General features: G+C 69.3%; 19 protein-coding genes and 4 pseudogenes. 16 read left to right on the forward strand and 7 right to left on the reverse strand.

The features are described from left to right. From ACIREE_RS37425 to ACIREE_RS37435, 3 genes and pseudogenes are all read left to right on the forward strand, one after another. Positions 1–220 (forward strand): annotated as a pseudogene (locus tag ACIREE_RS37425) (IS630 family transposase); the annotation flags it as partial. A 52-nt stretch (positions 221–272) separates the two neighbouring features. Continuing rightward, positions 273–728 (forward strand): VOC family protein, encoded by a 456-nt coding sequence (locus tag ACIREE_RS37430; RefSeq protein WP_404162824.1) that lies wholly within the window; start codon positions 273–275, stop codon positions 726–728. A gap of 14 nt (positions 729–742) precedes the next feature. Further along, a pseudogene (locus tag ACIREE_RS37435) lies at positions 743–1,020 on the forward strand (MBL fold metallo-hydrolase); the annotation flags it as partial. Positions 1,021–1,125: 105 nt separating this feature from the next. Here ACIREE_RS37435 and ACIREE_RS37440 read toward each other — a convergent pair. Further along, positions 1,126–1,863, reverse strand: a complete 738-nt coding sequence (locus tag ACIREE_RS37440; protein ID WP_404162827.1) for an NADPH-dependent F420 reductase — start codon at positions 1,861–1,863, stop codon at positions 1,126–1,128. A gap of 147 nt (positions 1,864–2,010) precedes the next feature. Here ACIREE_RS37440 and ACIREE_RS37445 point away from each other — a divergent pair, with 147 nt between their 5' ends. Continuing rightward, positions 2,011–2,859, forward strand: coding sequence for a LysR family transcriptional regulator (locus ACIREE_RS37445; protein WP_404162830.1), 849 nt, complete (start codon positions 2,011–2,013; stop codon positions 2,857–2,859). Positions 2,860–3,111: 252 nt separating this feature from the next. On the opposite strand, the gene ACIREE_RS37450 is transcribed toward ACIREE_RS37445, so the two are convergent. Beyond that, a complete protein-coding gene (locus tag ACIREE_RS37450) occupies positions 3,112–3,261 on the reverse strand; it encodes a hypothetical protein (RefSeq protein ID WP_404162833.1) in 150 nt (49 codons plus the stop codon). Positions 3,262–3,561: 300 nt separating this feature from the next. Here ACIREE_RS37450 and ACIREE_RS37455 point away from each other — a divergent pair. Next, positions 3,562–3,788: pseudogene (locus ACIREE_RS37455) on the forward strand (GNAT family N-acetyltransferase); the annotation flags it as partial. A gap of 278 nt (positions 3,789–4,066) precedes the next feature. On the opposite strand, the gene ACIREE_RS37460 reads toward ACIREE_RS37455, so the two are convergent. Continuing rightward, entirely contained in the window at positions 4,067–6,853 is a 2,787-nt protein-coding gene (locus tag ACIREE_RS37460) for an AAA family ATPase (protein WP_404162836.1), read from the reverse strand. Positions 6,854–7,283: 430 nt separating this feature from the next. Continuing rightward, a complete protein-coding gene (locus ACIREE_RS37465; protein WP_404162840.1) occupies positions 7,284–8,018 on the reverse strand; it encodes an NADPH-dependent F420 reductase in 735 nt (244 codons plus the stop codon). On the opposite strand from ACIREE_RS37465, the gene ACIREE_RS37470 reads away from it, so the two are divergent. The 8 genes from ACIREE_RS37470 to ACIREE_RS37505 all read left to right on the forward strand — a co-directional run bounded on the left by ACIREE_RS37470 (position 7,996) and on the right by ACIREE_RS37505 (position 14,108). Next, entirely contained in the window at positions 7,996–8,178 is a 183-nt protein-coding gene (locus tag ACIREE_RS37470; RefSeq protein ID WP_404162843.1) for a hypothetical protein, read from the forward strand. The two genes, ACIREE_RS37465 and ACIREE_RS37470, sit on opposite strands and share 23 nt — an antisense overlap. 389 nt (positions 8,179–8,567) lie before the next feature. Further along, positions 8,568–8,993: a MarR family winged helix-turn-helix transcriptional regulator gene (locus ACIREE_RS37475; protein WP_404162846.1), complete on the forward strand. Its 426-nt coding sequence runs from the start codon at positions 8,568–8,570 to the stop codon at positions 8,991–8,993. 118 nt (positions 8,994–9,111) lie between these two features. Further along, entirely contained in the window at positions 9,112–10,002 is an 891-nt protein-coding gene (locus ACIREE_RS37480; protein ID WP_404162849.1) for an NmrA/HSCARG family protein, read from the forward strand. 155 nt (positions 10,003–10,157) lie between these two features. After that, positions 10,158–10,502, forward strand: a complete 345-nt coding sequence (locus tag ACIREE_RS37485) for a hypothetical protein (RefSeq protein WP_404162852.1) — start codon at positions 10,158–10,160, stop codon at positions 10,500–10,502. Further along, positions 10,472–10,975: a transposase gene (locus tag ACIREE_RS37490; protein WP_404163016.1), complete on the forward strand. Its 504-nt coding sequence runs from the start codon at positions 10,472–10,474 to the stop codon at positions 10,973–10,975. The genes ACIREE_RS37485 and ACIREE_RS37490 overlap by 31 nt, the downstream gene beginning before the upstream one ends. 275 nt (positions 10,976–11,250) lie before the next feature. Further along, a complete protein-coding gene (locus tag ACIREE_RS37495) occupies positions 11,251–12,165 on the forward strand; it encodes an MBL fold metallo-hydrolase (RefSeq protein ID WP_404162854.1) in 915 nt (304 codons plus the stop codon). A gap of 21 nt (positions 12,166–12,186) precedes the next feature. Continuing rightward, positions 12,187–13,731 (forward strand): carboxylesterase/lipase family protein, encoded by a 1,545-nt coding sequence (locus ACIREE_RS37500; protein ID WP_404162857.1) that lies wholly within the window; start codon positions 12,187–12,189, stop codon positions 13,729–13,731. After that, positions 13,728–14,108 carry a RidA family protein gene (locus tag ACIREE_RS37505; RefSeq protein ID WP_404162860.1) on the forward strand — a complete coding sequence of 127 codons (381 nt, stop codon included), beginning with the start codon at positions 13,728–13,730 and terminating at the stop codon, positions 14,106–14,108. The genes ACIREE_RS37500 and ACIREE_RS37505 overlap by 4 nt, the downstream gene beginning before the upstream one ends. Before the next feature lie 165 nt (positions 14,109–14,273). On the opposite strand, the gene ACIREE_RS37510 is transcribed toward ACIREE_RS37505, so the two are convergent. Beyond that, positions 14,274–14,648, reverse strand: a complete 375-nt coding sequence (locus tag ACIREE_RS37510; RefSeq protein ID WP_404162863.1) for a hypothetical protein — start codon at positions 14,646–14,648, stop codon at positions 14,274–14,276. Between the two features lie 371 nt (positions 14,649–15,019). On the opposite strand from ACIREE_RS37510, the gene ACIREE_RS37515 reads away from it, so the two are divergent. Further along, positions 15,020–15,157 (forward strand): hypothetical protein, encoded by a 138-nt coding sequence (locus ACIREE_RS37515; RefSeq protein WP_404163046.1) that lies wholly within the window; start codon positions 15,020–15,022, stop codon positions 15,155–15,157. A gap of 55 nt (positions 15,158–15,212) precedes the next feature. After that, a pseudogene (locus ACIREE_RS37520) lies at positions 15,213–15,421 on the forward strand (helix-turn-helix domain-containing protein); the annotation flags it as partial. A gap of 681 nt (positions 15,422–16,102) precedes the next feature. Here ACIREE_RS37520 and ACIREE_RS37525 read toward each other — a convergent pair. Both ACIREE_RS37525 and ACIREE_RS37530 read right to left on the reverse strand, forming a co-directional pair. Continuing rightward, the gene (locus ACIREE_RS37525; RefSeq protein ID WP_404162866.1) at positions 16,103–16,828 is read right to left on the reverse strand and encodes an SDR family NAD(P)-dependent oxidoreductase; all 726 of its coding nucleotides are present in this window, start codon (positions 16,826–16,828) and stop codon (positions 16,103–16,105) included. Between the two features lie 598 nt (positions 16,829–17,426). Then, the gene (locus ACIREE_RS37530) at positions 17,427–17,822 is read right to left on the reverse strand and encodes a winged helix-turn-helix transcriptional regulator (protein ID WP_404163019.1); all 396 of its coding nucleotides are present in this window, start codon (positions 17,820–17,822) and stop codon (positions 17,427–17,429) included. 120 nt (positions 17,823–17,942) lie between these two features. On the opposite strand from ACIREE_RS37530, the gene ACIREE_RS37535 reads away from it, so the two are divergent. Further along, a complete protein-coding gene (locus ACIREE_RS37535) occupies positions 17,943–18,770 on the forward strand; it encodes an enoyl-CoA hydratase/isomerase family protein (protein ID WP_404162869.1) in 828 nt (275 codons plus the stop codon). The last annotated feature ends 136 nt before the right edge of the window (positions 18,771–18,906 follow it).

The raw sequence follows: 18,906 nt of genomic DNA on the forward strand, positions 1-18,906 counted from the left end.
CTATGCGCCCGATTTGAATCCCGTCGAGGGCGTCTGGTCCCTGCTGCGGCGCGGGCCTCTGGCCAACGCCGCCTTCGCCGATGCCGACGAGCTCACCCGAACCCTCCGCCGCGGCCCGCGACAGCTTCAATACCGACCCGACCTCATCGACGGCTGCCTCGCCGGGACCGGTCTTGCGATCACCGGTCACCACCCGACCCCACACCGAAAACCTCAGTAGGGCGTGTATCGAAAGTGGATCGTCTGTCACACCTGCCTGGGATGCTCCGAGCATGGAGATGACAGTGCAGCTGGCGATCGACTGCTCCGATCCGCAGAGAATGGTGACTTTCTGGGCCGAGGCCCTGGGTTACGTACCTGAGCCTCCGCCGGGCGGGCACGCCACGTGGCGTGCCTACTGGGTGGCGGTGGGGGTGCCCGAGGAAGAGTTGCCGGCCGATGCCGGGGACACTCCGGAGTCGATCATCGATCCCGCGGGACGTGGACCGAGGATGTGGTTCCAGCCGGTTCCGGAGCCGAAGACCGCCAAGAACCGGTGGCACTTCGATCTGAAGGCCGGTGGGGGTCGTCACGTGCCATTGGATGTCCGCGCACAGCGGGTGAAGGCGACGGTGGAACGGCTGGTCAAAGCTGGTGCCACCGTCACGGAGATCAAGGATGAGCCCGACATGGGGCACTACTCCGCCGCCATGCAGGACCCCGAGGGCAACGAATTCGATGTCGTCTGAAGGCCTCGCGCCGGGGCCACACCCCTGGTTCGTCCGTCCTCACTCTGCGCTCGGGCACCGACCGCGCCGTCTCGTCGGGGACATGCTGCACAGCCCCGTCCAAGTCCTTGAGCCCGACTGGAACAGCTGCTTCTGCGACGACCCCCAGCTCGCGGCCAAGACCCGTCGCGCCGACCTCTCACGCGCCGCCGAACTGCGCGAGATCATTATCCCGGCCCACTGGCCGGGGCGCGGGGGCGCCGAGGTCCGCCGTGACGGCGACGGCTTCGCCCTCTCCGGGTGGGCGGGCTTCCCCGCCGCTGACGCGACTCCCGCGCCCGGCAGCGGTCACGGTCGGATGTCCGGGCCGCGGCCGGCCAGAGCCCCCGATCCGCCAGAGCCCGAACCCAAGCCGCTGCTACATCCGGAAACCCGCCGGCCCCCGCACCGCGGCGGCGGCGAGTTCGCTGACCCGGGCGGCGGGTACGGGCACACCGGGCGCCTGCTGGACCCAGGCCACGAACTCCCTGACGGTGAGGCCGGACGGCGTCTGCCCCACGTACGGGATGGCGTACAAAGGGCTGTTGGGTTCGCTGCGCCAGCTGTCGGCCAGCGTACCGAGGTCCACCGAATCAAACCCGAGGTCGTCCAGCAGGTCGGCCACCTCCTTCTTGGCGTCCGGGTCATCGCCGGAAAGCGGCAGCGCGGTACGGTCAAAGGCTCCGGTCGGGCGGAACAGCTCCAGCAACTGCTTGGGGCCGATGTTGTGCAAGGCCTTCACCACCCGGGCATCCACGAGGTGGCGCTGCACCATTTCGCTGGAGGTCAGCTTGTGACTGTCGAGTACCGGCATCTCGAAGTCGGCGTGGGGCGCGTAGTTCATCGGGTCGATAACGGTCTTGCCGGCCAGCTCGGCCCGAGGCAGTTTCTCGTAGGCGGCCAGTGGCACGGAGGCGAGGACGAGATCACCGGCGCTCGCCGCTTCGGCCGGGGTGGCCGCGCGGGCCCGCTCGCCCAGCTCCGCGACGAGAGCGGCCAGCGTCTCGGGGCCGCGTGAGTTGCTCAGGACGACGTTCAGGCCGGCGTCGACGGCGCGACGGGCGGCGCTGACGCCGACCATGCCGGTGCCGATGACGCCGAGGGTTGTTGGGCTCACTCTGTTCTCCGTTCACATTTGCCCGCGTCGAGCCATCCAGCGGGTAGGACCGCTCCGGCGGGTCGTACCCATCACAGTCGAGGTGGTCCGCCCGAACAATGACCAGGAACGCTCGGCAGCGATCACATCGTGTGATAGATCAGGCAGATGGAACTGAGAGCGCTGCAGTACTTCGTCACCGTCACCGAAGAGCTGCACTTCGGGCGCGCGGCGCAACGGCTGGGCATCGTGCAGCCGGCGGTGAGCCAGCAGATCGCCCGGCTCGAACGTGAGCTTGGCGTACGCCTGCTCGACCGCACCTCGCGCCGGGTGCGGCTCACCCCGGCCGGCGAGCGAGTGCTTGCCGCGGCCAGTAAGACCCTCGCTGCAGCGGCTCGGGTACGGGTGGCCGCCGGCGAACCGGCGGCCGTCCTGCGGATCGGGGTGGCCTCCTGCGCCACCCGACGGCTCGACCGCGCGGTGGGCCGACTGGGCGACGGCGAACGCCCCGCCGAGCCGAGACTGGTCGACCTGCCGGTGGCCGCCCGACTCGACGCCGTCCGCGACGGCGAGCTGGACCTGGCACTAGTGCGAGGTGCGCTCGCCTCCACGGCGGTGACGGTGGCGCGCGCCTGGTCCGAGCCGCTGTACGCGGTGCTCGGGCATGAACATCCCGCCGCTCGCAAGCCCGCGGTCAGCCTGCACGACCTCGATCCGTACGGCCTGAGGCTCCCCGCCCGCGACAGTGACCCGCCGATGCACGACGCGGTCCTCGCCGCCCTGCCCGTGGCCCCGTTGCGGCCACCTGCCGGGGACATGCTCAACGTACTGTTCGAGGTGGGCCGGGATCCAGAGGGCTGGACGCTGATGGCTGCCGAGCAGCTCGACGGGTCCCGCTCCGAGCGACTGCTCCAGGTGCCGCTCGACCCGCCGATGACCGTCGACGGCCACGTCGTCACCTCACTGGCCACTCCGGAGCCGTGCGTGGCGTCGTACGTGGCCGCGTTCGCGGACTGAACTTTCGCCTCGGGTACGCATTTTTCTTCCTGCTTCTCTTTCCCGGAACGCCGCACACCGCTGCCGACCGGGGATCGACGGCACCCTTATTCCCGGCCCCGCGTCGCACCGGAAGGGCCGCCTGGCGGAAGCGCTCCGGTGAACACCGCCATCACGGCCTGTGCTTGCAGGTCATCTTGCCCTGGGCCGCGCGGAAGACACGAGCGCGCAGCGGCGCTTGGGCGGGAAGTTCCCAAATCCCTGCAGGAGTACCTAGAAGAGCTGCGCTCCCTCCTGGGCCCGGGCTCGGTCGAGCCCGCCTCCGTAGGCGAAGAATTGGATGAGCAGTCTGGCGGCCGGCCGGTACGTGTCGCCGGTGTCGCGGGGAAGGCACAGCTGCCATCGGGCGATCGAAACCGTCATTCTTCGGAGCGACTGCGCGATGATGAGATTGCTACGGCAGCACGGTCAACTCGTACCGCCTCAGCCGAGGATCGGATCCCCGGCACGCTGCTCTCTGCCGGATGTGGGCCCTGATTCACCTGGCGCGTACGTTGCTGTGCTGCGTGCTCGGCCCACGAGCCGGTCACGTCCAGGACGCCCTTGCGGCCAGGAGGCGGCCCGCCGCTCGTCCGAGGAGGGTGTGACAGTCCGGGTGTCACCCAAGTCATGGAGCTCCGGGGTGAGCCTCGTTGCGGGTGGAGTCGGCCTGTGGTGCGTAGGCTCGAGGCGTGGGAGGAGACGTGGGACGAGGAAGGCTTCGGGATCTTCGCGGTCGAGCTCCTGGCTTCCGGTGAACTGGCGGGCGCCGTCGGCCTGTTCGTCACCTACGCTCCGTCCGAGGCCGCCGGTCAGGTGGAGATCAGCCGGCGGCTCGGGCGGGTGTTCCGGGGCAGGGATACGAGTCCGAAGCCGCCTACGCCACAGTGGAGTTCGCCGTGCAGGGCCGCCTTTCGAGGACCGGGATCGGCCAACGTCCATCCAGCGGATGCGGCCCCGTCGCTGCCCGGGGGCCGGCACTCGATGGGGCTGTTCCGTAGCCGGAAGTAGATCCGTTGCCAGGTTTTCCTACTCGTAGTGAGGCCCGCGCCGCCCGCCGGGCCGCCGAGACGCCCTGGCCCACGAGATCGCCGTCTTGCAACATCGCCTCTCGGTGCACGGGCAACGACATGAGCAAGAACACGCCCTCGCAGCGTAAGCATCGAGCGTCCACTATTACGGGCAACCTTCACTCAGCCCGGACGCCGGTACCCGACAGGACGCCTTCGACCACGTCGCGGAGCTGCGAGCGGGCGGTGATGCCGAGCTTGGGGAAAACCCGGTAGAGGTGTGAACCGACCGTGCGCGGTGAGAGGAACAGCTTTTCCCCGATCTCACGATTCGTCAGGCCACGGGCCGCCAGCTGGACGATCTGCTGCTGCTGGGGACTGAGTTCGGCGAAGGCAGTGGGTACGACATTGCCGGCCTCGATGCCGGCGGCGCGTAGTTCTGCCTGTGCCCGCTCGACCCACGGCCGTGCGCCCAGCCGCTGGAAGGTTTCCAGGGCGGCGCTCAGCAGCGGACGGGCCTCGGCGATACGGCGCTGCCGCCGGAGCCATTCCCCGTAGTCGAGCCGTGTCTGCGCCCGTTCGAACGGCCACTGCTCACCTGCGGGTTCCTTGAGCGCCGCCCGGAAGAACGGCTCCGCGTGCTCGGGAGCCGCCAACAAAGCGCGGCCCCGGTCGATCAGTGTCCTCACCCGTGCCGACATGCCTGTACTGAGACGCCGCGCCGACCGTTCCAGTAGCTCTGCGGCGTGCTCTTGTCGTCCTCGGCGGACAGCTGCCGCCGCCAGTTCGGCCAGGAGGGTGTAAGAGACGTGGTAGTGGACCGGATCGCCGTCGGCGGTGAACGCGGCGCGGAACTGCGTGTACGCGGTGTCGTAGTCGCCCTCGGCCACGGCCGCCATCCCCAGGGCCCGACGCGCGAAGACCGCGACGGAGCGGCTCTCCAGTGGATCGACGAGAGCCAGGGCTCGTTCGACGAGCCGGCGTGCGGTGGCCGGGTCGCCCAATAGAGCGACCACCGTGGCATCGAGTGCCTTGGCACACGCCTCGGCGTGGTCGAGTCCGGCCGACGATGCCATGGCCGCGATGTCAGTCGCCACCGAGCGGGCCTCGGCCCATCGGCCCTGCTCCAGGCGAGTCCAGCCGGCCGCACATCCCAGTCCGTCCGGGAGCCATCCACGGGCGTGCCACTGGTCGAACGCCTCGTCGAATGTCCTGGCGGCGAGGGTGGTCTGGTCGAGCAGCCAGGCGACGATGGCCAGCGCGGTCAGGCGACTGGCGTCGCCCTTGGCCTCGGCGATGAGCCCGGGCAGGGCTGGTGTGAGCAAGGCTCCTGCGCTGCTGGGGTCGGAGACGGCCAGGACCCAGGCGCGCAGCGCCGCTCCGGCGGCATCGTCGGGTATGCGGGAGAGCAGGCTTTGGATCTGTCGCTGTTGGGACTCCTCGCCCGAGTAGTAACGGACCACCGCCGCCGCGGCCAGCGCGTCGAGAACGATGGGCAACCGGGTGTCCGCCGCTTCGTCGGCAACACGCATGAGCAGGGCGAAGGTTGCTGTGTGCCGGGAGCCCAGCGACATGAGCTGTCCGGTGGCCAGTGCGGCTCTGCCCAGCAGCGCCTGGTCGTCGGTGCACTCGCGGACTGCGGCGGCCAGATGTTCCACCCAGCCGAGTTGACCGGTGAAGACGGCGGTGGCGGCGGCTTCGGTCAGAAGTCGCGCTCGGTCCTCGCGGCGCGGGCTGAGTTCCGCGGCGCGCTCCTGGGCCGCGGCCGCGGCTGCGAAGCCACCCCGGCGCCGGGCCCGGTCGGCCGTCTGCTGCAGTGCGGCCGACACGTCCTGGTCGGGGCGTACGGTCGCGGCGGCGAGATGCCATGCGCGGCGGTCGGGCTCCTCGCGCAGCAACTCCGCGAGAGCGAGGTGGGCTTGGCGGCGTTCCTCGAACGACGCGGCGTGGTAGACGGCGGAGCGGACGAGCGGGTGACGGAAGGAGATCCCGGATCCGTCCTGGCGTACGAGACCGGCCCGCTCCGCGGGTACCCATGCCTCGTCGTCCGCCTCGGGAAGTCCCACGGCTGCCGCCGGACCGTCCGCCGCGTCGGCGGCCGCGAGCCGCAGCAAGATGCGGCGGGTCGGTTCCGGCAGATCCGCCGCGTGCCCCGCGAAGATCCGTTCCAGTCGGTCGGTGACCGGCAGCGGGCCCTCCAGGCCACTGCCCTCGGGGTGCCGGATCGCGGTGGCGTGGGTCAGTTCCACCAGGGCCAGCGGGTTGCCGGCCGCCTCCTGGAGGATCCGCACCCGGGCTCGGCCGGTGGGCGGCGTGGGTTGCCGGTCCAGCAGTAGGTTGGCCGCCTCGTCGTCCAGCGGGCCGAGTTCGAGGCGCTCGTATCCCTTGTCGAATCCAGGCAGGGCGGCCGCGGTGCGGACTCCGACCAGCAGGGTGACAGGCTCGCTGTCCATGCGTCGCGCCACGAAAGAGAGAACGTCCAGTGATCCGCGGTCGATCCACTGGGCGTCGTCGACCACCACCAGCAGCGGGGCGGTTTCCGCCAGGTCCGAGAACAAGGTCAGGACCGCCAGACCGACGAGCATTGCGTCGGGAGTCTCCGCACACTCTTCGAGCCCCAGGACGGCTCGGAGCGCGGAGCGCTGCCGCGACGGCAGCCCCTGCGCTTCAGCGAGTACCGGACGCAACAACTGATGAAGACCGGCGAACCCGAGGTGCGCCTCGGATCCGCTCCCCACCGCCCGCAGCACTCGGCCACCCGCGCCCCGTGCGCGATCGGCCGCGAGATCGAGCAGCGTGCTCTTGCCGGCACCGGGGTCACCCGTGACGATCAAGACGTCCCTGTGGGACCGGTGAGTGCTCACACGCCGGATGATTTCCGCGGTCTCGGTCTCTCGGCTCACCGCCGCCGGACCACAATCCCGCGTCGAGCGCTGGCCCTCACGAGCCGTTCCATCGTTCTGCACGAATCGTTCTGCACGGATACTCCAAGGAATCGAGACACGCCAGACACTAGCGTGGGGCTGCGGCGGCAGTGCCGGTAGCGGTATCGAACCCGCTCAGAGCACTCAGAGCGCAGTCGTCGTCCGGGGGCGATGCAGTCACGTGATGCATACCCCGACTGTTGTCACAATTCGTTGTTCGACATCTCGAAGCGTGAGGAACGGCCGCATCCGCTGTCCCGGGACGAACCGTAGTTCAGCAGGTCGGGTGACCAGCGAGGTTAAACGCCGAGTTGAGGGCAGCGCCGTAACCTCGTGCGCTGTCCGGATACCTTGGCGTCGACGTCGACCGACGTCGACGCCAAGGTATCCGGAGCGGGTGGGGTGTGTACTGCCCGACGGCCGATGTGCGCGTACGGGCACGCCTCGGGGGTTCACATGAAGAGGGCCCGGTTCAGGCGGACGCTGTACTCCGCATCGGGGTTGGTCGTGGCGTCTCGACCCTCTCCGTGACCGCGGCGACGGCCAGGTCGCGCCGACTGGGCAGGCGTCCAGCCTCTGCCGCGGCCAGCGCGCCCGGCATATCCTCGCGCGTGAGGTCGGTGCGGTAGCAGGGCGCACCGAGCTGCTGGCGCCAGGAATCCGCGAGCGTGCCGGCGTCGAAGGCGTCGAACCCGGTGTCCTCGACCAGTGCCATGGCCACCTGCCGGTCCTGGTCTCGGTCGGCGCCGACGGGGATGGCGATGCGGCCCGGGCTTCCCGCGGGCTTGTCCTTGGACGCGAACGAGTGGGAACCGATCGCGTTCCGCGCTTTGGCGATCGGCCGGCCCAGCTGCTCGGTGACCCACAGGCTCTCGACCTGACCGGCGTCGATGGCCTCGATCCGGCCCTCTCGCGCCGGGTAGTAGTTCGACGTGTCGATGACGGCCGTGTCAATCGGCACGTTGACGATCAGCGACGCCGCCCGTGGAAGACGGATCAGGGGAATCGAGAGGATCATGACGTCGACGTCCGCCACGGCCTCCGCCGCTGTGACCGCGCGTCCGCCCGAGGACAGCACATCGGCCTCGATCGTGTGTGGGCCGCGCGAGTTGGCCACCTTCACATCGTGTCCCGCGGCTCTGAGTCGCTGGGCCAGAGTCTTGCCGATGTGTCCTACGCCCAGAATGCCGATCCTGACACCCGACATCTACGAGGACGGCATCGACGCATTCGTCGACGAGGTGGTGCCGACCCCGCAGGAACGCGGCATCTGTCCCACCGAGTACCCGGGCACGACCCTGCGCGCGAACCTCGGCGTCCCGCACCAGTACGGACCCGACCCACGCATCACCACAGGCGAGCAGTAAGCACCCTGGATGCCACAGACACTCCGGTGCCTCCTCCGAAGACGGCACAGCCTCGCTCTCCCCGCCGCCCTATAGTCGGGCATCCTCACAGGAACGCCAACGGGCCGTGGGACACAGCCGTGATCACCATGACCAGTCGAGGCGGACCGGGCCCGTGCCGTGTGCTGGCCCCGGTCGGCTGATCTTCCCCGAAGTCCCAGTCCCCTCTCCCAATGATCCCGGAGCAGCAGAATCGGGGCGTCGACGCAGCCGCCTTCCAGGCGGTCCAGGCGTTCGTAGAGGGCGCAGACGAGGCGGACGCGGTTCTGAGCGCGCCGCAGCTGGACGGTCGGGCAAGCCGGTCGGCGTCGGTAGACTGGGTGTTAGGCACCAGACGAGGGGCGACGGGCGTGGACTACGGCGACAAGCTCTTCTGGCTCTCGGTCCTGATCCAGCGAAGGTACGCGCAGATCTGCGCCGAGTACGACCTGACTTCCTCACAGGCCACGCTTCTGTGCGCGGTCAAGGACGAGCCGCGGCAGATGGCGTACCTCGCCGCCTCGCTCGGCATGACCAAGAACGCGCTGAGCCAGCTCGTCGATCGCACCGAGCGGCGCCACCTGGTCAGCCGAGCGAGTTCAGAGCAGGACCGGCGGGTCATCATGCTCAGCGTGACGCCCACAGGGAAGGTGCTCGCCGAGGCGGTGTTCGCAGAGACCACCAAGCGCCTGCCCGACGTCGCGGAGAACCTCGACGCCGACGCCCAGCGCGACCTCGAACGCCTAGCCACCGCCATCGTGGCCGCGTCGGGCGTCTCGGCGTCCACCTCGTCCTGACATACCGCGCGGTCCTCCTAGGCACCTCATGCCTGGCGTCAGTTCACGCCATGAACTAATATGGTTCATGGCGTGAACTAGTTAGGGTTCATGCCATGCCCTAGCGAGAGGTGACGACATGGCCACGCGGGAAAACGGTGCCATCGCGGTTTTCGGTGCGACGGGACAGCAGGGCGGGGCGGTCGTCGACGCGCTCCTGGCCCGAGGAGCACGGGTGCGGGCCCTCGTCCGCAGCCCCAAGTCCGATCGAGCGCAGGCGCTGGCCGCCCGAGGCGTCGAGCTGGCGACCGTCCGGATCGACGACCCGGCGTCAACGGTCGCCGCACTGGAGGCGGTCGCCGCGTTCTACTTCATGACCCCGGAGGCGAACAGCCTCAAGGAGATCGAGGAGGAGGTCCGAGTGGGCGCCGCCCTCGTCGATGCGGCGTCCGCTGCGCGCGTGCCACACGTCGTGTTCAACTCGGTCTTCGGAGCGGATCGCGAAACGGGCGTGCCGCACCACGACTCGAAGCACCGGATCGAGGAATACCTGAAGATTTCCGGCTTGAGGGCCACGATGGTTCGCCCGGCCGCCTTCATGGAGAACTTCGCGACCGTGATGGCCCCGAGCCTGGAGGACGGAACGATCGTGCTGAGGCTGCCGCTGCCGGACGACATCGCCCTGAAGATGGTCTCGATCAAGGACATCGGACAGGTGGCCGCCGCGATCCTGCTCGACACCGCGGACGTGCCCGGCGGAGCCATCGAGGTCATCGGCGACGAGCCGACGGGTTCCCAGATCGCCGCCGCGTTCGGCGCGCGCGCCGGGCTACCGTCACGCTACGAGGCCCTGCCACTGAGCGTCCTCGGCAACGACCTCGACAAGGCGATGTTCCGCCAGTTCGCCGAGGCGTCCGCATACCCGTCGGACCTCGCAGCGGTGCGGGCGATCGAGCCGACCACCTGGGACCTGGCCGAGTGGATCCGCTCCACCGGCTGGACCGCGCCCGCGGACCGGGTCCGTTCCTGATACCCCAGCCGTAGTCCGTGGTCTTCCGGCGTGGCGGTCCCGGGCATGGCACGGCCACCGCGTGATCCTCCTCCGTTGTGTCGACATCAGATGATCAAGCGGTGGCCGTGGGCCACAGAGCAGAACCTGACCGTTGGCGAGCCGAGACCGACAGGATGCTCGCCTTGATCGCCGCCAGGTTCGGTCGGATCGAGACTCGCCGCCGCGCCGCCCGGTTTTCTGGTCGGGCTGCTGGCCGACCTTCCCCGGAAGAACTGTTGGAGCATGCCGAGCACGCCGGTGATGTGGATCCGCACGGAATGCACTACCTGCTCGGGCGAGCGGGCTGGGATACCGACGGTGTCCGCGACTACGTCACCACCAACCTCGGCGACACCGATGCGGTGCTGGTGGTCGACGAGACCGGTGACCTGAAGAAGGCACCTGCACGGTCGGGCTCCAACGCCAGTACACCGGCACCGCTGGGCGGATCGAGAACGCTCAGGTCGCGGTCTACCTGACCTACGCCGGCGCCCGTGGCCACGCGATGATCGACCACGAGCTCTACTTGCCGAAGTCCTGGACAGGCGGCCCCGACCGGTGCGCCGAAGCCGGGGTGCCCGCCGACATCGGGTTCCTGACCAAGCCCGCGCCGGCCACGGGCATGATCTGCCGCGCCCGGAACGCTGGGGTGCCGGCGCGATGGATCGCCGGGGACGGGGTATATGGCGCGGATCCCGCCCTGCGGGACGAGCTGGAGATCCGCCGGGCCGGGTATGTGCCGGCCATCGGCTGCGATCGTCGCGTCCCGACCGCGTTCGGGCTCATCCGCGCGGACACGCTCACCGCCAGCCTGCCGAAACGAGCGTGGCAGCGGCCCTCGGCCGGGGCAGGGGCGAAGTGCGAGCGCTACTACGACTGGGCCCTGGTCGCCCTGGTCCAGGCTGCGAATTCCGTGCTGGATCCCGCAGGCGATGACCGCAAGGACGCCTGAAAGGCAGGGAAGGCCACCGCACACGACACGGCCGGCAAGCGGGCATACGGACCCGGCTGCCGCCTCGTGAACGCGGCGACGTAGCCACGTGCTCGTCCACAAGGCATCCGGGAACGGGACTCGAAACGGGGAGCCGCCTCGCCTTTCACCTGGCCTACAAGAGGAAAAGCCCCGAGTTCAGAGCCGTACGCACCGGTGCAGTCACGTGACGGATACCGCGCCCGCTGGAGCCGCTCGTACGGTTGGGTAAACCTTATGAACTCCAAGGAATTCACATGGAACAGATTACGCTCGGCAACGTCTCTATCGCCCGCGTTTGGGAATACTACGGGTCCGTCGAAATGGAGCCCCACGCCTTTTTCCCGGAAAGCTCGCAGGAAGTCTGGAAGGACGGCGTCCACTGGCTGGCCCCGCATTTCCTGGACTCCGAGACCAACACCGTGAATTCCGCGATCCAGACCTGGCTGCTGCGCAGCGGAGGCAAGACCATCCTCGTCGACACCGGTGTGGGCAACCACAAGGAGCGCCCCTACGCGCCGGTCTGGAGCCACCTGGAGACGGACTTTCTGGCCAACCTCGCCCGGGCAGGTGTCCGGCCCGAGGACGTGGACATCGTGATCAACACGCATCTGCACATCGATCACGTCGGCTGGAACACGTACCTGGACGGGCGGAGTTGGGTTCCCACCTTTCCCAACGCCACCTATCTGATGCCGAAGGACGACTTCGACTTCTGGAACCCGGCCAACGGCCACCAGCCGCTTCCCGGTCGCGGTAACCAGAACGTCTTCGAGGACAGCGTGGCACCGGTGCACCAGGCCGGGCAGACGCTGCTGTGGGAGAACAGCCACCAGATCGACGCCGACCTGCGCCTGGACGCGGCTCCTGGACACACCCCCGGCTCCTCCGTGCTGACCCTCAGCTCCGGAACGGACCGCGCTGTGTTCGTCGGTGACCTGCTGCACAGCCCGGTGCAGATCGTCGAGCCGGACGCCAACAGCTGCTTCTGCGAGGACCCCGCGGGCGCCCGCGCCACCCGCCGCAAGGTGCTGGGCTGGGCGGCCGACAACAACGCGCTCCTGATCCCCGCGCACCTGGGTGGTCACGGCGCTGCCGAGATCGCGCGTGACGGCGACACGTTCGACATCAAGGGTTGGGCGCCCTTCGCCCCGTACTCCGAGCAGGGCTGACACCCCCGGAAAGGCATAGCCGTGAGCCACGAACTCGAGCCCGTCGTCACCACAGCACAGGGAGCCGTCCGCGGTCTCCGTCAGGACGACGGCACCGCCACCTATCTGAACATCCCCTACGCCGCTCCTCCGATGGGCGCCGGCCGGTTCGCCCCGCCGCAGCCGCACGAGCCCTGGGCCGGCATACGGGACGCCACCGTGCCCGGCCCCAACGCCCCGCAGTCCGAGCGGAAGTTCGGCAGCATCGACATGGCCCCCTACTTCGGCGCCGGCTGGAGCCGTGGCGAGGACTACCTCACCGTCAACGTCTTCCAGCCCACCGCCTCGGACAGCGCTCTGCCCGTGATGGTGTTCGTCCACGGTGGCGGGTTCGTCGCAGGGTCGACGCGGTCCGCGCTGTACGACGGTTCCGCCTTCGCCCGCGACGGCGTCGTCCTGGTCACACTCAACTACCGGCTGGGCATCGCCGGGTTCCTCGACATCCCCGGGGCGCCCGCCAACCGCGGCCTGCTCGATGTCGTCGCGGCGCTGCGCTGGGTGCGGGAGAACATCGCCGCCTTCGGCGGTGACCCGAACAACGTCACCCTCTTCGGCCAGTCGGCCGGGGCGACCGTCGTCGGCGGCATCCTCGCCACCCCTGAGGTCGCGGGCCTGTTCCGCCGGGCGATCGTGCAGAGCGGCAGCGGTCTGGGGGCGTTCACCTCCGAGCAGGCCGCCCGTGTCACCAAGGCCGCGACCGAGGAGCTGGGCATCGAGCCGCACACCGACGCCTTCGCGGACATCTCCGACGAGCGCCTGGTGGAGGCCGCCTCCCGGCTCGCGGGCATCGACCTGCGGACCGAGACGCACCACGATCCGCTGATCGGCCTCAGCCCCTTCAGTCTGGTGCTCGACACACAGCCCGCCGTATCCGTCGGCGCCGGCCTCAGCGCCGATGTCGACCTGCTCGTCGGGACCAACACCGAGGAGGGAAACCTCTACCTGGTCCCGGTGGACAAGTACGCAACCTCGACCGCCGACGATGTCGACGATACGGCGGCGCGCTCGCACCCGAAGCCCGCGCAGCTCGTGGAGACGTACCGCAACGCCCGCCCCGAGGCGTCCTTCGGTGAGCTGCGGTCGGCCATCATGGGGGACGCGCTGTTCGGCGCGGGCAGCTGGGCCCTGGTCGGCGCACATGCCGCCCACTCTCAATCCGCCACGTTCAGCTACGAGTTCGCCTGGCGCTCCCAGGCCCTGGGCGGAGACCTCGGCGCCACCCACACGATGGAACTCCCCTTCGTCTTCGACATCGCGGAACTCCCGCAGCTGGCGGGTGAGGGTGTCCTGCTCGGCCCCGACAAGCCCCCCGCGGACCTCGCTGCCCGCACGCACGAGGCCTGGATCCGCTTCGCCAGGACCGGCAACCCCGGCTGGGACCAGTACGACACCACACGCCGGACCACGATGCGCATCGACGCCGAGTGGACCCAGGTCGACGACCCCCGCAGCCAGGAACGACAGGCCTGGGCCTGCCCCCCTCGCACAGATTGCTCTACGCGCCCTTCCGTCAAGGACACACCATGAGAACCGTCATCACCACCGAGAACGCACTCGCTCCGGCAGCCCCGCTGTCCCAGGGCATTTGCAAGGGCCCGATCCTTCAGGTCTCCGGGCAACTCCCGTTCGACCCGGCCACCGGCGCGGTCGTCGGCACCACGGTCGCCGAGCAGACCACGCAGACCCTGCGCAACGTCACCGCCGTACTCAAGGCGGCCGGCGCCGGACTGAAGGACGTCGTGATGCTCCGCGTCTACCTCACCGACCCCGCCCACCTGCCCCAGCTGAACGAGGCGTACGCGGCGGCCGTCGGCGAACCCTTCCCCGCCCGCACCACCGTCCACATGCAGCTCCCTCCGGGACTGCTCGTGGAGATCGACGCCCTGGCAGTCCTGGACGACTGACTCGGTCTACAGGGCAAGGCCGGTCTGGCGCGTCGGCGGCGCTGTTACGCCCCGCCTGGCGGCACAGGGATCCACCTTGGTCCTCGTCGGGCGCGGAAAGGATGGCCTGGACAGGGCCGCGGCGAGTCTCGGGGCGGAAACAAGGCGAAGATCATCGTCACGACCTCAGCGGATGACATCGCCGCCGAGATCACCCGGCAGCGTCCCGCCATGGTCGTCAATGCCACCGGCAGCTTCGCCGCGACCGCCACTCCGATCGCCCACGCGTGCATGCAAGTGGGTGGTCACTACGTCGATATGGCAGCCGACCTCGTAGCCCTCCCGTCTCCTCGTCCTGCATGACGATGCCGCGGCAGCGGGAAGCACGCTGGTCACCGGCGCGGGATTCGGTGTCCTGGCTGCCGAGGCCGTCGTGGCCAAACTGTGCGAGAACCAGCCCACCCCGGAGCGGGTACGCGTCGATGCCCTGGGCTCGGTCGGGATGAGCGCGGGCACCGTGGGCTCCGCGTTCGCCGCCTCCATCGTGGACACCATGTCCATGGGCGGCCGTGCCTACGAAAACGGCCGGCTGGTCACCGCACGCCTGGGCGCCGACCCGCAGCGTCTCACCCTCCCCGATGGCGAGACGGTGAAGTCCGCGGGCGACCCCGCCGGCGAACTCATGGCCGCACAGCGGGTCAGCGGCGCCGACTCGGTCACCGTGACCACGGCCCTGGCCCCCACGTCAGCGATCGCACGCGCGATCCTTCCGCCGGCCGGGAAGCTGCTGTCGATCCCGGCGGTGCAGCGTTTCGCCATCCGTCGTCAAGGTAAGGGCCACGCCCAGGCCGCGCAGGCACTCCTGGGGCCACGCGGTCATCACCTGGCCCGACGGCACCCGTCGCGAGGGCTGGCTGCGTGCCGACGACGGCATGGACTACGCCGCCGTCGCCGCCGAGACCGCCGCCCGCCTCGCACGCGGCCAGGGCAAGCCCGGCGCCTACACCGCCGCAGCAGACCTCGGACCCGACCTCGCCACCGCAGCCGGCGGCACCTTCATCCTCGACTGAGGCCCCGCACCGCAGGCTCACGGCCAAGGAACATGTACCCCACTCCAATGCCCGGCTGACCGTCCACGGCAGACGCCTCCTGATCGAAGGGGGCGCATCGGACGCCACATCGCGCACATCGCCGACGAAATGGACATCTCCCGCGCCACTGCTTACAAGTGGGTACGCCACTGGCGCGCCCAGGGCGACGCGGGGGAGGGCCTGCCCCTGCACACGTTCGCGGCGCGGGCGGGCCTTCCGAAGAGCACCACGTCCCGGATCGCGGCCCAGCTGACGGGTGCGGGCGCCCTCGAACGCCTCGACAACGGCGATTTCGTCGTCGGCGTGCAACTCCTCGAGATCGCCTCGCTGGCGCCCCGCGGCCACGGACTGCGCGCCGCCGCGCTGCCGTTCATGGAGGAGCTGCCCCGGTCACCGGCCAGCACATCCTCCTCGCCGTGCGCGACGACGACGAGGCCGTTCTCGTCGAGCGCCTGTCCGCACGGGACTCGGCAGAGATCAAGTACCGGGTCGGCGGTCGCCTCCCCCTCACCGGGACCGGCATCGGTATCGCCCTGCTGGCGCACGCCCCCGAGCGGGTGCGGGAGGAGGCGCTGGCCGACGCGAACGACGCGGCGCTCCTGCGCCGGCTCATGGCCGCCGTCCGCACGGAGGGTGTCTGCGCCATGACGGTGCCCGCCCCCCCCGCGTTCCGGGCCCCCGCCATGTCAACCGTCGCGGCTCGATCCTGCAGCGTCGCGGTAACGTGCTGGGCGCGCTGTCCCTGGTCGCTTCCGACGACGGCGGAAGGCCGCCGCCGCACGGACGGCGCTGCGGACGGCGGGCCTGGCGATTTCCCGGGCCGTGGGGCGGTGAACCGCGAATTGGCCGAGCGGCAGACCGGCGCCCACGGCGCCGGGTCCCGAACTCACGCGCCTGACAACGACCCGCGAAGCCGGCAGCGGCTCAGGACTCGACGAACTTGTCCGCCAGGCCGCGTTCCAGGTAGTCGTCCGGCAGGTCCTGGACGACCAGCTCGGCTTCGGTGCGTGCGGTGTGCAGCCGCCAGTAGGCGTCGGCCATCGTCTGAGGCTGGGAGTCGTGGCCCCCCTGGCCGATGAAGGCGGCGATCGCCACGTGCGCGGCGTAGACGCCGGTACCGGAAAGTGCCGCATGCAGGTTGAGGATCCAGTTGCGCATTCCACCAGTGGCGATCTGGACGTTCGCTACGTGCGGGGCGATCACCGGGCCCGACCCCGCGCCACTGCTGACCAGGACCGTCCCCGTGCCGCGCTCCAGCATGCCGGGCAGGACGTGCTGCACCGCCGCGACACCGCCGAGCAGGTAGAGATCCAGCTGGGCCAGAACCGAGTCGACGGTGACCTTCGTGGCCTCGACGAGCGGCGCGCGGCGCAGGTCTGCCGGGGAGGGCGCGGGCGAGTACTCGAGTACGTCGATCGGCCCCAGCCGCTCCTCGGTGGCGGTCAGCGCCGCGTGCAGAGCGGGACGATCGGTGACGTCGGCGGGGAACACCCCGACCCGGACGCCCGTGTCGGACAGATCGTCGGCCACCGCCCGGAGCGTCGTACGGTTTCGGGCGATCAGCGCCACGTCGAACCCCTCGGCGGCGAACCGCCGACCGATCGCGCGCCCCAGCTGCGGACCTGCGCCGACGATCGCAATCGTGCTCAATTCGCCACCCCGTTACCCTTGTTCCGACATTCCGATGCACGCCGAAACAATAGTAGAAAGGGCGTGGTCCGCGTCACGGCCATCGGCCTGCTGCCACACCCGACCAGAGCGCCAAACGCTTAGACCCGGTGGCGTTTTCCGGTGCACGGGTTGATCCGCTGCCCCAGGACCCGTAGTCGATCTGCGCCGCTGCAGTTCGATCAAGTTGTAGATCCACGAGCGGATCTTAAGCAGAGGGACTCTGTCGGGCAGGCCGGGGCGCAGGCAGAGCGCTCACAGCCGCCCGCCCGCCTGTACTGCGCACGACGCTACGACCGGACGGTGCCGGCTCGTACCGCACCGGACCCGAGAGTAGCCTGCGCAGCACTTCGTTCTCGTGGCGCAGCACGAGCAGTTCCGCATCCTTGACGGCGTCCGGGCGCAGCAGTGCCGCCGGGACCGCGAGCAGCTTCCGAGCCACCTGATACACCAATGAGACGGTCATCCGGACAGGCTTCGAGCAGGCTGTCGGGGCTCGCCAGACCCACTCCAAGCAGCAGCGATGAGTATCCGAACGGCACACCACCGGCACCTGTTCAAGTAGTACCTCGCTCTCCTCTCAGTGCGGGGCTCGCTGGTCGTAGTCGCGCCGGCGAGCCTGTATCTCGGAGGCGTTCGCGACGGTCCAGTCGTAGAGGTGAGCGAATGGCTCGCGCAGGGATTCGCCGAGGGGGGTCATCGAATATTCGACGCCGACCGGCGAGGTCGGCAGCACGTGGCGCTCGACCATCCCGTTGCGTTCGAGCCGGCGCAAGGTCTGCGTGAGGCTGCGTTGCGTGACGCCCTCGAGGCGGCGCTTGATCTCGTTGAACCGGCGTGGTTCGGCCAAGACCGCCATCACCATCATCGACCACTTGTCGGCGATCTGATCGAGGATCGGGCGGCTCGGACAGTCGGACCGAAACACCGCGTTGTGCTCGGCGATGGCCTGGTAGACGGCCTCAGAAGTGGCCATGGCGGTATCCTCCACGATCCCTAGGATGCTTGAAGTGCGTTATTGACGCAGGTCAGAGACGGTTTCACAGTAGGTATACAACAGGAACCAGAGTCCTGCCGGATACCTAGGAGACATGTCATGGGCCACGACGTCTACCGGACCTTGCGGATCAGCCAGAAGGACGGAGTCGCGCATGTCACGATCGACAACCCGCCGGTCAACGTCCTCAGCGTCGCGGTCATAACCGATGTGCGACGCCTGCTCACCTCGTTGGCCGACGACGGCACCGTCCATGTGATCGTGTTCGACAGTGCGGACCCGGACTTCTTCCTCGCCCACGTCGACATGACCGCCACCCCGGAGGCCCTCGCCGGACTCATGGCCGACCTGCCGGACGGCGTCAACGTCTTCCAGGCCGTGGGGGAGCAGCTACGCCGCCAGCCTCAGGTAACCATCGTCAAGCTCGCAGGCAAGGCGCGTGGCGGCGGTGCCGAGTTCGTCGTGGTTGCGGACATGGCGTTCGCGGCGATCGGCAAGGCCGGGCTCGGCCATATCGAAGCACTCATGGGCATCGTCCCCGGCGGTGGCGCCACGCAGTACCTCACCGAGCGCGTCGGCCGTAACCGTGCCTTGGAGATCGTGCTCGGTGCCGATCTGATGGACGCCGAGACCGCCGAGCGGTACGGCTGGGTCAACCGAGCCGTACCCGCCGACCAGCTTGACGAGTTCGTCGACCGCCTCGCCGGTAACATCGCCGCGCTGCCCGGCGGCGTCGTCGCGGCAGTCAAGCGCGCTATCGTCCTCCGCGATCATTCTGGTGGCCTGGCATGGGAGAACGAGACCTGGGCCGGGCTCGTATTCCGCCCCGCCACAGCACAGCTCATGAGCGCCGGGCTGGCCAACGGCGCCCAGACCCGGGACGGCGAACAGGACCTCGAGGGCCTGTTCCGCAATCTCGCCGGGTAGCTGAATGAGCGCCTGTGACAGGTCGAATGCCGTGTTGGTGACAACCAGACTGCTTCGACCCAGGCGGCAGTCGCTGAGGAGCTTCCAGCTCTTTACGCGGTCGTGGTGTGTTCGACATGGGCAAGCGATGGTTGGC

Origin of the sequence: Streptomyces sp. NPDC102467, from assembly GCF_044765445.1 — a bacterium.
Lineage (GTDB): Bacteria > Actinomycetota > Actinomycetes > Streptomycetales > Streptomycetaceae > Streptomyces.

Excerpts from the sequence above, each read along its gene's own strand:
- ACIREE_RS37465 (WP_404162840.1), bottom strand. The coding sequence starts at position 8,018 with ATGTCGGGTGTCAGGATCGGCATTCTGGGCGTAGGACACATCGGCAAG.
- ACIREE_RS37430 (WP_404162824.1), top strand. The coding sequence starts at position 273 with ATGGAGATGACAGTGCAGCTGGCGATCGACTGCTCCGATCCGCAGAGA.
- ACIREE_RS37485 (WP_404162852.1), top strand. The coding sequence starts at position 10,158 with ATGCTCGCCTTGATCGCCGCCAGGTTCGGTCGGATCGAGACTCGCCGC.
- ACIREE_RS37495 (WP_404162854.1), top strand. The coding sequence starts at position 11,251 with ATGGAACAGATTACGCTCGGCAACGTCTCTATCGCCCGCGTTTGGGAA.
- ACIREE_RS37510 (WP_404162863.1), bottom strand. The coding sequence starts at position 14,648 with ATGGACATGGTGTCCACGATGGAGGCGGCGAACGCGGAGCCCACGGTG.
- ACIREE_RS37535 (WP_404162869.1), top strand. The coding sequence starts at position 17,943 with ATGGGCCACGACGTCTACCGGACCTTGCGGATCAGCCAGAAGGACGGA.
- ACIREE_RS37480 (WP_404162849.1), top strand. The coding sequence starts at position 9,112 with ATGGCCACGCGGGAAAACGGTGCCATCGCGGTTTTCGGTGCGACGGGA.
- ACIREE_RS37505 (WP_404162860.1), top strand. The coding sequence starts at position 13,728 with ATGAGAACCGTCATCACCACCGAGAACGCACTCGCTCCGGCAGCCCCG.
- ACIREE_RS37470 (WP_404162843.1), top strand. The coding sequence starts at position 7,996 with ATGCCGATCCTGACACCCGACATCTACGAGGACGGCATCGACGCATTC.
- ACIREE_RS37450 (WP_404162833.1), bottom strand. The coding sequence starts at position 3,261 with ATGACGGTTTCGATCGCCCGATGGCAGCTGTGCCTTCCCCGCGACACC.
- ACIREE_RS37445 (WP_404162830.1), top strand. The coding sequence starts at position 2,011 with ATGGAACTGAGAGCGCTGCAGTACTTCGTCACCGTCACCGAAGAGCTG.
- ACIREE_RS37515 (WP_404163046.1), top strand. The coding sequence starts at position 15,020 with ATGGACTACGCCGCCGTCGCCGCCGAGACCGCCGCCCGCCTCGCACGC.
- ACIREE_RS37530 (WP_404163019.1), bottom strand. The coding sequence starts at position 17,822 with ATGGCCACTTCTGAGGCCGTCTACCAGGCCATCGCCGAGCACAACGCG.